5 protein-coding genes are annotated in these 11,373 nt (G+C 47.3%); 2 read left to right on the top strand and 3 right to left on the bottom strand.

Annotated elements, in window-relative coordinates:
- Window positions 1-41: 41 nt before the first annotated feature.
- The 3 genes from XYCOK13_RS21970 to XYCOK13_RS15730 form a co-directional block, all read right to left on the bottom strand.
- Window positions 42-290: a TM2 domain-containing protein gene (locus XYCOK13_RS21970; RefSeq protein WP_244865204.1), complete on the bottom strand. Its 249-nt coding sequence runs from the start codon at window positions 288-290 to the stop codon at window positions 42-44.
- Window positions 291-484: 194 nt separating this feature from the next.
- On the bottom strand, window positions 485-1,231 hold the full coding sequence (locus XYCOK13_RS15735; protein ID WP_213413172.1) for a hypothetical protein: 747 nt from the start codon (window positions 1,229-1,231) through the stop codon (window positions 485-487).
- A gap of 2 nt (window positions 1,232-1,233) precedes the next feature.
- Complete coding sequence (locus tag XYCOK13_RS15730; protein ID WP_213413170.1) at window positions 1,234-2,367, bottom strand: SPFH domain-containing protein; 1,134 nt, start codon at window positions 2,365-2,367, stop codon at window positions 1,234-1,236.
- A gap of 413 nt (window positions 2,368-2,780) precedes the next feature.
- On the opposite strand from XYCOK13_RS15730, the gene XYCOK13_RS15725 reads away from it, so the two are divergent.
- Window positions 2,781-6,641: an OmpL47-type beta-barrel domain-containing protein gene (locus tag XYCOK13_RS15725; RefSeq protein WP_213413169.1), complete on the top strand. Its 3,861-nt coding sequence runs from the start codon at window positions 2,781-2,783 to the stop codon at window positions 6,639-6,641.
- 228 nt (window positions 6,642-6,869) lie between these two features.
- On the top strand, window positions 6,870-11,373 hold a 4,504-nt coding region (locus tag XYCOK13_RS15720; RefSeq protein ID WP_280520911.1), incomplete at its 3' end, for an RHS repeat-associated core domain-containing protein.

Raw genomic sequence — 11,373 nt, 5'->3', positions numbered from 1 at the left:
TGCTGCTCTTTGTGGATGTCACTAATCTGACTGCACAGGCACTATCTCGAATATTTCTCATGGAATCTTTCTTCGTCGGAACACAAGTATACAATGCCCTCGATGAAACCGATGAATGCAGGAATGTACGTCCAGCAGAAGATGAGATACAGAATTCCTTGGCCATGTCGTCCCAAGTAAAACTTGTGGATGCCTATTACCCCTAGAAAAATGGCTAATAGTCCGGCGACGATTTTGTTTTTCTTGGATCTGTATACCGGTTGGGCGGGAGCCTGTACAACAAATTGAATCGGCGGCGTCTGGATCTGCTGGTATTGTGGGGGTGCCTGCTGGTATTGTTGTTGATACTGCTGTTGAAATTGTTGGGGCTGCTGTGGCTGTGCCGCAGCGGCAATCTCTTGTCCGCAATACCTGCATTCCGATGAAGATTGTGTAAGTTGCGCGCCGCAAGCCGGGCAGTTCATTGTGCTCATGTGTCTTTCCCTCACCTTTGATTATTTTTTAGAATACATTGTTCCCGTTGTCTAACCAGTCTTCCAATCTCATGGATTAGGTCCTGCATCTGGTCTGCATGGTCATTCGAAAAATTCAGACTCGCATCGATGTGCAAGGTTGTCAGGCGTTCGTTGATGCTTCGTTCGAGATCTGTGACCTCCTGGTTGCCCGTGATGCGATAAAAGGGTGTCGATGCTTGTATTCGCTCTTTTAGTCTATCGAACGACTGAACGAGCGGTTTGTATGCACCATGCGTATTCTTCGATCTCAGCAGCTCTTCGATTTCCAGCAACAGCGCCCATGTCATGCCTTCCGATGCTCGCTCCCTGTGATGGCGCCGCGCTTCCAGCTCCCTGCGGCGGGAAAAGTAGCCGATGATGCCGCAGAAGAGTAAAAATATGGACAAAAGAAGCAATTCCCATGTTACGTAAGTGATCGTGGCTGCATCGATGAGCAGAATGGACAATACATTGGCCGCACCGCCGTACAGCAAGCCTGCCCCTGACAATGCAATCGCATAGGCATTCCCAAATTTGCGGGCCAGCAAGCGAGGAAACGCCACGACACCGTTTAGAATCAACAGCCCTATAGCCAGAACGAACAGCATAACCAGGGACTTTAGCGGAGCCAGAACCGAGAACAAGGAGAAGACATTGATGAACGACAGCAGGACAGCCGCATCGAACAAGATGCAGCCGACCAGGATCGCCGTATTGGCCCCCGAACGTCTAGCCATGCCTATTCCTCCATTCTCGTACCGCATTCCGGGCAGAACTTCGTACCCGGCCGATGGGAGCCGCCGCAGCCCGGGCAGCGCTTTTCTTCCATGGATGCTCCGCACTCCGGACAAAATCTCACACCTTCTGCAATCGAGGCATTGCAGGAGTAACAAGAAATTTGTGCGGTTTCCTGCTTCTCCCCGCAGTTGGTGCAGAACCTCGTACCCGGAGGATTGGCCTGTCCGCACTTCGTGCAAGCACTCGTCGAAGCCGATGCGTTCACCGCATCGTGCACCCGGCTGCTGATGGTAGCGCCGGCTCCAGCGCCAAGTCCAAGTCCAAGACCCGCTGCAGCCAGGCTTCCTTGGCCCTCATTGCCCGCAGCTGTCTCCATGACATCGAAGGTGCGCTTTACGTTGTACCGCTGATCTCCGAATATGTCGAACGCCGCCTTCTCCCCCAGCAGCTTGTTGATCATGTCAAAATCCTCGTCAGGGAAATTAATAGATTTCAAGTGGAAATTCACAATTTTCACGCCAAACCGCTCGAACTCTTCCATTAAGGTATCTCTGGACAAGTCAGACAGCTCATCCAGATGAGGCGCAATCTCCAAGACGGAAATCTTCTTATTGATAATGACATCGGCAATGACACTTTTCATAGTAGTCACAATTTCGCCCCTGAAGTAGCCGATGACCGTGTCGTATTTCACAATGCGGTTCTGCCCGACTGCGCCGATCAATTCGGTCAGGAATACGCGGAAATCCTCAATTCTGAGGCCCAGCTGTCCGAATGCCCGGACTCTTAAGCGAACCCCGTACTTGGGATCAATCAGGCTTACAGGATCTGAAGTTCCCCATAGCAGATCCAGCTTGGCCGCCTTATTAATGAAGAATACCTCTGCAGTGAACGGAGTTTTGCCTCCAAACGGGAGATTAATGAGCGACCGCAAGAAAGGAACATTTTCTGTTTTTAGCGTATACGTGCCCGCTGTATAATAATCGACTGCCTGTCCGCCCTTGACGAAGATGGCGACTTGTCCTTCACCGACAATCAATTGGGTGCCGTTTGCGAAATTATCTCCGGGATAGCGATACACGAGCCAGTCGCGGTTCGCAATTCCGTCGAACTTGATAACATCAATGATAGCCAATCCAATACACTCCCCAAGTATCAAGCGTCAAAACCATATATCCATTCAAACAATTCGACACAAACACCTAATTTCCTCCAAAATTTAACTTGATTCATGAAAAAGTTTCTGAGTAAAACAAAAAGGAATCCAAAAGAAATATAGAAATTAAAGGGAGATTGACAGATAAACGAAAACAGTGTATTTTTTTGTACAGGTCCTTCCCTCGCGTTTTCTCTTTAATATCACACCATCTCAGACTCTTTCATTTTTCCCTACTTTCAAATGGCTCACACGCATTGTATGAACACACTATCATTACAGTCTGTTATTCAATTCTTTATTGGCAGGTGAATGATGTGAAAAGAAAATTGAAAATTCTAAAAATTATTTCTGTTTTCTGTGTCTTATTGCTGCTGCAGGGATGGGGAGGAATGGGTGAACTGACGAGGACAGGCTTGCCTGCACCCCCGCAAGTAACTTATGCGTCCGGTCAATCAAATGAAATTTCCTCAGGCTTGGAGGTGCTTTTTGTACATCCGAGTGGCGGAAGTGCAGCTGTTTCTGTTACTACTGCCGTATATCTTGTCTTTAATCAGAACATACAGCCAGGTGCAGCCTATGAGAACATAGAGCTTCGTTCTAGCAGTGGGGTAGTGGATGCAACGAACAACATTCAAGAGAATGCGCTAATTCTCCAGCCGACTTCTCCATTGCAGTATGCAACTTCCTATTCATTCTTTCTTCCTGCGGATGCCGTGTCTGATTTGTCAGGAAATGTTCTGGATGCACCCTTTTCATTCGATTTCACTACGGAAGCGGGAATTGGTCAAAACAACAGTGAAGAAACGGCTTACCCCATTCGTGCAGGAAACCAGTATGTATCATCCATCGCCGCACCCTGGGAGTCGGACTACTACGTTTTTATGGCCGAGGCAAGCGGAGATATGACCATTCGGTTAAAGGTTCCTGACAATTGCAACTATGACTTGACTATCCGCGCATCGGACATAGATTTTCGATGGACAGGAAATCGAGGGACAGGAATAGAGGAAGTACTGACCTTTCGCGTAATTGCAGGGGAAACATATTACGTTCAAGTATACGATGCCTTCTCTTTTGTGTATGATTCGGTCACCTATACCCTAGATATAAGCGGGATCACGCCTCCCGTTAATGATGCGTATGAATTCAATGATCGACTTAGTGAAGCCTACGAGGTTTACGAAGGAACGGATTACGCATCTGCAATAGGCGCTGTTGGCGATATCGACTACTACACCTTCACCGCTGCGGCGGATGGTGCTATCCGGTTCGACCTCGTTCCCGCGTCAACGGGGATGTACAGGATGAATTTGATTGACGAGCAAACAGGCCTATTTTTCAAAAGTGCAACGTCATACGGTCAATTGAGTTCTCTTCATTTTTATGCCAAAGCAGGACAGAATTATGTGATTCGGATTGATGGCAACAACCGCTATACAAGCGAGTATGTGCTCCGGGTGGGGGCCATAGATTCGAGCGTAGTGGACACTTATGAATTTAACGACGAAACGCCGTATGAGGTAGAGGCGGAGCGTAGCTATTCTTCGTATATTTCCGTACCCGGGGATGTGGACAAGTACTTGTTGATTCCAGAAGTGAGCGGCAATATTACCATTGATCTGATTGTCCCGACGGATAAAAACTACGATCTGGAGATGTCGAGCGGCGCTGTGAGCAGAAGAAGCACAAGAGAACGAGGGATGTCTGAACGGATAGAGTTGTCTGTACAAGCGGGAACCCCCTATACGATTCGGGTGTCCGGCGATACTTTAAGCAGCGGAAACTACGGAGAAGAACCATATATATTGCAGTTAGGTGAAATTGAGGTTGTCTATGCAGACAATTATGAACCGAACAATAACCCTGGGCAGGCGTTCGCCATCGAAGCGGATAAAGAATACGAAGCCCTAATCCCCTTGCCTTTAGATCATGACTATTATTCCTTCATAGCGGAACAAGACGGGATAGGCCGCTTAATTTTATCGGTTCCTGACCAGGTAAATTACAATGTGGACATACTGAATAGTGAAACGAACAGAATAATCGCGCAAGGAGCTAGAGGGCTGGGACAAGACGAAGAACTATTTTTCAGGATTACCGCTGGGGAGCGATACTACGTCTATATTTTTGGGGCAAGCGGGGAAGATTATAGTGCCTCTCCTTATCGATTCCGGTTAGAGCTGCTGCCGAACTATGACATATTCGAGAACAACGATACGATGGAATCCGCAATTCCGATTCAGAGAGGGATTGCATATGCGTCTTATATTGGCATTCCCGGAGATCAGGATTACTTTATGTATGAAGCGGAAATGTCAGGAGTATTGACAGTAAGCTTTGCAGGACCGGAAAGCAAACATTACAAGATGTACATCTACGATGCAGCAGGAAACTTGCAGCGGGATATTTCCGGAGCGATTCAAACTTACCCTATGCGTTTACCTACTGAAGCGGGAAATGTTTATTACATCAAGATTAGTGGGATTAGCTTGGAAGAGGATTATGGGGATTCTCCATACACGCTGCACGCAGGTTATACCTTGACCCCTCCGCAAAATTTGAGGGTTATCGAACATATTGGTTCTTCTGCGACATTAACATGGGATTCAGTAGATGAAGCTTGGGGGAATGTAACTTATGACGTTTATCGCAATGATTCCTATTTGTTGTCAACTATTGAAACTACAGTAGAGTTAACCGGATTAAATAGTGGAACTACTGCAGTCTTTACAGTGAAAGCCAGGAACGGGATCGATTATGACTCCCCTGTAAGTGATGGTGTTTCTATATTGGAGAATGACGCTGATCTGACACTTCCATCCAAACCAGTTATCCATCTAACAACAACACAGTGGACGAATCAATCCGTTGAAGTGACGATTTACTCTGGTGAAGATGCAGACAGTGGTGTGTGGAAAAGCCAATATAAAATCGGCAGTCACGGCGAATGGATCGACTACGACTACCCTTTATCTATAGATAACGAAGGCGAAACTGTCATCTATGCCCGTACGCTTGATCGCGCAGGGAATATAAGTGAAGAAGAATTAGCGGTTGTTAAAATCGATACAATTGCTCCCCAATCACCGGCAATTTATCCAAGCGGCGCCACTTGGCTGAACGAAGTCGCGACGGTTACGATCACACCGGGCGAGGACAGCGCCAGCGGGGTGCTGAAGACGCAGTACAAGCTTGGTGGAGCAGGAGAATGGTTGGATTACACAGGTCCGTTCGCAATAAGCGAGGAAGGCGAGACACCGATTAGGGCCAGGACGCTTGACGTTGCTGGTAACTATAGCGCAGAATCCGTAGCTTTAGTCAGAATCGATCTCACTGCCCCAACATCGCCTACTGTTGCACTTAGCACGAACGACTGGACGAATAATCCTGTAACCGTAACGATCACACCGGGCGAGGATAGCGGCAGCGGGGTGCTGAAGACGCAGTACAAGCTTGGTGGAGCAGGAGAATGGTTGGATTACACAGGTCCGTTCGCAATAAGCGAGGAAGGCGAGACACCGATATACGCCCGCACGCTGGATTATGCCGGGCATGTCAGCGAAGAAGTGACGGCGATAGCCAAGCTGGACTTCGGAGCCCCAACATCGCCTACTGTTGCACTTAGCACGAACGACTGGACGAATAATCCTGTAACCGTAACGATCACACCGGGCGGGGACAACGGCAGCGGGGTGCTGAAGACGCAGTACAAGCTTGGTGGAGCAGGAGAATGGTTGGATTACACAGGTCCGTTCGCAATAAGCGAGGAAGGCGAGACAGCGATATACGCCCGCACGCTGGATTATGCCGGGCATGTCAGCGAAGAAGTGACGGCTCTAATCAAGATCGACCGCACACCTCCGTCTGCGCCGACGGATGTTACACAGGTTCATATTTCCCAAGACAGACTTCAGTTGAAGTGGAAGCGGGCAACGGATAACATAGGCCTGCTTGGATACAAAATTTATGACGGTCCTGTGTTCCTTGGTTTGGTAGAGGAGGCTGAAGTGAATTTAATAGGAATAACTCCGGCATCCTCTCATCAGTTCTCTGTCAGAGCTGTTGATATTGCGGGTAACGAGTCGGCTCCTAGTAACAAGATACGTTTTACTACTTATCGTCAACCGACTTATCATTATGATCCGCAAGGGTCGGGGCAGCTTCAGCGCATCGAATATGAAGATGGCACCATTGTGCGATTCGAATACGATCTTAACGGAAACCTGATAAGAACCTACTATGTGGATTAATAGTATAGCTCATAAATATAGGGAAGAGAGGAGCTAACATAGGGTATGAAAAAAATAACTGCGAGTCTCTTGATACTCGCTATGATATTCGTCGGAACAGTACCTACACCCGCTTTAGCTGTTGATAGTGGAAGCTCATATGTGGAGACTATGTCAATAAGCCCGGAGTTCCCCCGTTTCTTAGAGAATGTGGCGAATAGCCCGGACTTTCCTCAGGAGATGTTGGATTTGCAGCTGCTTCCAGAACAAGAATCTTTATCGCCGGGACCGGATATCCTTACACTTGATTGGCTGGCAGCCCAATATCAGGTCTCTGGGGATGTCCTGCGGGAGCAAGTAAACAAGGGGTACCAGCTAACAGAACTGTATGAAGTATTGCAGAAAAATGGCCATCATGCGGATCAGCTGCAGGAAGAGTTGGCTGTGCTTCATCCTGAAGTAGAAAGTCAGTGGGAGGAGATAGAAGCCTCCTTGCAGCACATACAGCTTCAAGCTGAAGACGATCAAAGGGCAGAGAAAGAGCAAGAATATATAGAGACGAATGAACGGACGAAAAGCAGTTTGGCAGCAGATAGTCCGATTGCGGAGGATACAACTTGGCAAGCCGATCCAATCTTGCAGCCTTCCGTATCCGAAAAAGCGAGAGCCGGTTTTTCGGCTATGTCAGCCGATGTGCCGCAGTTGCCGAATCTCGCTGAAAATTACGATCAAGGCGCTGCCAATCGGATGCATACGTCATTCAATCGCGCCCCCTTCTCCATTTCAAACGGCAGTGAGCAAATCTCCACCTTAACAGGTGATCTGAGTACTAGAGTGACGGATATGACCTTGCCGGGCAGAAATGGATTGTCATTCGAATTAAATCGTGTATATAACAGTGCGGATGCGAAGTATTACGAGAATGATGCGAAATTCAGAGTATATCAGCGAAAGTGGTTCTACCCGGTTGTCAGGCTGATCATAGAGCGGGTGGATGCGAACGGTATCCATCATTCATCCGGGTTATCGCCCATCCCATTGGTGCGGGAATCGCAATATGTTCTTTTTCAGAATATATATTGGGAATTCACTCCGCCTGCAATGTTCGGATATGAATATGCGGATGAAAACAGGCTGTACCAAGCTGCACAGCAACAGATGCAGGAGATGGCCGCCTCTAATCAGACGGTATGGAGAGGGTACAGGGAAGCGTACGGGGTCAGATTGTATTATTATATGTTTCCGACAGGGCAGGTCGCGGAAATAACCATTGATCATGAAAACGTAAAAGCAGGGTACGAGAATCAGGCTAACCTTACCTTTTCGGAAGAGAACAGGTTTCCTTTGGGAAAAGGGTGGTCATGGGAAATCCCTTATATTAAAACGCAGAACGGCAAGAGATATCTCTCGCTTGCCGATGCAGGAACGTATGAAATCTCATCGGGCAACCAATTAATTGGATATCCGTGGAAAGACCTGACTTTATCCACTAATAATACGGTCACAGTGAATGGAAAAAGGTCCAGTCATGTTTTGCGTTCCATTCACGGGATTAGCCATTACTTTTCGAGTGATGGCAGACTTATCCGAAAGGCAGATGACTACGGGAATACGATTGATTTCCAATATGCGAATGTGTCACCTTATGGCGAGGTGCTGACTAAAGTGACAGATATTTTGCAGAATGAGATCAGTATCACCTACAGCAGGGAACAAGTGAAAATCAAATCCGGAGATCGCGAAGTGATCTATCACAAATCCATGGCAGCGGGAAACAAGGAATTCCTTAGTGCAGTGACTGATGCTGAAGGCCGGGATACGGTCTATCAATACAGACTGGAGTATAATGATTTCAATTTGCTCGGTTCCGGTTTCGAGGATGGCAATAACTATGTGCTGCTTCTGACTAGGATCTATCATCCGACTGGAGCTCGCACCGTCTACACGTATTCCTCTTATAGACAGCGGATAGGGGAGAAAGCCTCTGAAGTAAAGTGGTACGTCACCTCCAGAGAAGATTTCGTGGATTACACAGACGGTACCCAGGAGAACGGAAATCGGGTTACCTTCACCCGTTCAGGCTTCCCAGGATCTACTTATGGGGTAGATACTACTTTTACCACAACAGTAAATAATGGTTTGACTTCAGTCACGTATCATTATAAGAAAGATCATATCGATGAAAATACGCCAGCCGTGTTCTATACAACCCGTATTGTAGAAACAGGCGGAGGAACCACGCGTACAATCACGCAAGAATATGATGAGGTGCGCCGGCTGCCTGTCCCGAACAAGTCGACAACCCAGTATACAAGAGGAACTTCGCAGTCTCAGCAAATTACATCGAGTGCTACTTACGATGATTATGGGAATATCTTGACCTCGACTGACCCTCTTCGAACGATACAGTACACCTATGACACCACAACACGCTTGTTAAAATCCGTGCGGGAACCGATTAATGCAAACCAAGCGAAATTTACCGTCTATGATCGGAATCCGCAAGGAGACATTAGTCGAATGGCAGTATATGAGAATTCAGCGTCAGGGACATTAATGCAAGAAGTGAATTATGGCAGAGATGCACATGGAAACATCACCAGGGTGACCATTCGAGGTGATGCGCGCAACACGGTAATGAATTATGAGTATGGGACCCAATATAACAGGGGCTACCCTACCAAACAAACCGTTAGCGTCGTACAGGCCAACGGAACTTCCCGGACCATCACACAAACTATGGAATACAATAAGTTGACAGGGCAATTGACGAAATTCGTAGATGGAAATGGGAACCCAACTAGTTTCAAGTACGACAAACTGGGAAGAGTCACGGAGCAGATGATGCCGGATCAGAGCAAGCTGAGCGTGGAATATGATGATATAGGAAACGCGGTTACCGTGACTGATATGACCAATCATGTAACAGAATATTACTATAACCCATTTGGCTGGCTAAGATTTGAGACGCTTGGATTGGGTTACGCTTCCTATGGTTATGACGTATACGGGAGACAGATCTGGAGCGAGGATGCCAAGCGTAATCGCACACAGTATCAGTATGACAATTGGGGCCGTTTGACTCGCATGACACATGCCGATGGAAGCTTCAGCCTTGTACAGTATGATGATACTGCTTTCAGGACAACCCGAATAGACGAGGAAGGCAAGCAACTAAGGGAAATCTATGACCTCATGGGCAGACTGATACGTACGGAAGAAATCACGTCTACTGGCACGAAGATTTTATCAAGTCGAACCTATGACCTGGCCGGGAATCTTACGGGCGTTACCGATGCCGCTGGAAATACGACAACCTATACTTATGATGTTGTGGGAAGGCTGATTGCCGTTCAAGATGCGGAGGGGAGAACAACCCGTTATCGTTATAGCATGAGCAATGATTTGCGAGAGATTCAATATCCGGATAACAAGATACGGACCATGCAGTATGACGAGCTGGGACGACGAATAAAGTCGGTCAATCCACAGGGACTAGTGGAGGAATATGTTTATGACGACAACGGGAATCTCATTCGATTCGTCGACCACAAGAGTCAAGCAACTCAATACAGCTACAATTCACGAAATTTCTTATTGAGCAGCAGAGTCGGCACCGATATCGTCAGCTATACGTATGATGCCGGAGGCAAGCGATTGTCGATGACAGATTCTACTGGAACGACACGGTATGCTTACTATGACTCTACGAATCGACTGGCGGCCATGACTTACCCAGACAATACCACGTTGGTATTCAGTTATGATGTTCAGAATTTGACAGATCGATATATCCTTTCTGATTCACGGGTGGAATATCATTATGACAATCGAAATCGGTTGAGTAAAATTGACATCCAAGGACATGGCCAACTGACGGGGAGCAACTGGCAGGTGCTAGAATTGGGCCGCATTGATATAAGCTATAATAAGGATAGTACGCTTGCACAGTTGAACTATAATGAGGGCGCTATACTCAAGAGATATGCGTATGACGGATTTAATTTGTCATCTCTCTCGTACAGCAGATCCGATCAGTCCCGAATTGCTTCTTTCTCATACACCTATGATAGCAACCGAAATATAAGCTCTCGAAATGAAAATGGGAATGCGGATCAATTCACCTATGACAAGTTGAATCGGATCAAGACGTCGAGTCTATTCAACGAAACCTACACGTATGATGCCCGCGGAAACCGGCAAACTTTGCAAAGCGATCTGGCGCCCACTATACAACCACATGCCTATGTCTATGATGCAAGGGATCGACTGATACAAGTGACTATGGAAGATGGCAATGTTATTCAGTATCGGTATAATGGCGATGGTCTGTTGTATGAAAGGTCCGATGCAAGCGGGACAAAGCGGTACTATTATGATGAACAGGGAAGACTGTTTCGAGAAGGAATTGTAAAGAGTAACGGAGAAGTAGAGCTGACGGCCAGATATATTTACGGTGAGCAAGGCATCGGACTGTTAGCCAGACACGACGCGCCGAGTGATTCCGTCCAATATTATATTCGCAATGGTCATGGCGATGTAACAGGGGTCGTTGATTGGGTAGGCAATCCGATTAATCAATACACGTACGACATCTGGGGAAATCCTCTGCATTCGACCGAGTATTTGGATAATCCTTTCCGCTACTCTGGCGAATATTGGGACGAAACTACTCAGCTGCAGTACCTGAGAGCCCGCTGGTATGACCCTGCGATGGGGCGGTTTATTAATGAAGATAATTATGAGGGGGACA

This window comes from Xylanibacillus composti (assembly GCF_018403685.1).
Taxonomy (GTDB): Bacteria; Bacillota; Bacilli; order Paenibacillales; family K13; genus Xylanibacillus; species Xylanibacillus composti.
This window is presented reverse-complemented; position numbering and strand designations above follow the sequence as displayed.